The 1,353-nt window shown below is 70.8% G+C and carries 1 protein-coding gene; it reads right to left on the bottom strand.

The window, feature by feature from the left end; genetic code table 11:
* Window positions 1-503 (bottom strand): tetratricopeptide repeat protein (locus AB0O29_RS35955; RefSeq protein ID WP_365160663.1); only part of this gene is annotated, 503 nt, incomplete at its 3' end.
* Between the last annotated feature and the right edge of the window lie 850 nt (window positions 504-1,353).

Below are 1,353 nucleotides of genomic sequence, written 5' to 3'. Positions count from 1 at the left end.
TCGGCGAGACCCAGCAAGGTGTAGGCGACTCCGAGCAGATCGGATCGGTCCCGGGCGATCTCCAGGGCCCGGATGAACTCGATCTCCGCCGTCTCCAGCTGGCCCAGCGCGAGATGGGCCGTCCCCAGACGGTGCCTGGCCTGTGCCAGACTGCGCCTGTTCACGCCGATGATCTCGCAGACGCGCAGGGATTCCCGGCACAGTTCCAGCGCGGCCTCCGGCCGCCCCTGGTCGAGGGCGCACTGCCCCAGGCTCTGGAGCGTGTAAGCCTCGGACGAGCGGTCGCCCACCGCCCGGAACACCGGGAGTATTTCCCGAAGGCGCACCTGTGCCCGGTCGGTCTCTCCTCGGAGCCGGTCGAGCAGGGAAAGACCGCTCAGGACCAGTGCCCGGCCGTGCTCCTCCCCCACCTCGGTGTACAGCGCGAGAGCCCGCTCGTACCGTCCGGTCGCCTCATCGACCCTGCGCAGGCGCAGTTCCACCGCGCCCAGCTCGTGCAGCATGACCGCCTGGCCCCGGACATTGCCGGCGAGGCGCGCCGCCTCGAGTGCGTACTCACTGCACCGGCGCCAGTCCTCCAGGTAGTTGTGGTACCCGAAGAGCGCCTCCACGCAGGTGACCAGCTCCCAGGCCAGTTCGTCCATGCCCATCCGGGCCGACTGCTCCACGACGGCGACCAGCGTGAGCCGCTCGACCTCGAGCCACTCCATCGGGGCCGCCAGCAGCTCCTCCCGCAGGGCCGGATCGATGCCACGGCGGGGGGTGTCACCGCGCACCTTGCCGTAGGTTCCGCCGTATTCGCTCTGGTGGGCCAGGTCCGCGATGGTCAGGAAGGTGCGGAACGCCCGCTCGCAGGCGGCCCGGCGGTCCTCCTCCGTCTCCTCCTCGCCCGCCCGCTCACCCGCGTACAGCCGCATCAGGTCGTGGAAGCGGTAGCGCAGCTGCCCGGTGGCGTCGACGCCGACGACCTGGAGGAACTGGGTGTCCACGAGGTGTTCCATGAGCCGCTCGGCGTCCAGTACCCCGCCGTCCAGCAGCGCTGCCCCGACCCACGCGGTGAAGTCGGGTACGGAGAGCAGCCCGAGGAGCCGGTAGAGCCGGGCCGCGTCCCGGGGCAGGTAGCGGTAGCTCAGCTCGAAGCTCGCCCGGACCTGGGACTCGCCCTGGCTGAGCTCGTCCAGCCGGCGCCGCTCGTCGCTGAGCCGGGCGACCAGGTGGCGGACCGACCAGTGCGGCTTGGACGCGAGGCGGGCCGCGTCGACCTGTCCGCAGTCTTCGTCAACTGCACCCTCAAACGCTCTCCCGAGACCAGCAACACCGAGGGGCTGATCTCCAAGAGCCGCGCCGTCATGG

It is taken from the genome of Streptomyces sp. NPDC089915 (genome assembly GCF_040684675.1).
In the GTDB taxonomy this organism is placed as follows: Bacteria; Actinomycetota; Actinomycetes; order Streptomycetales; family Streptomycetaceae; genus Streptomyces.
The sequence above is the reverse complement of the archived record's forward strand: the minus strand, read 5'-3'. Positions and strand labels throughout refer to the sequence as shown.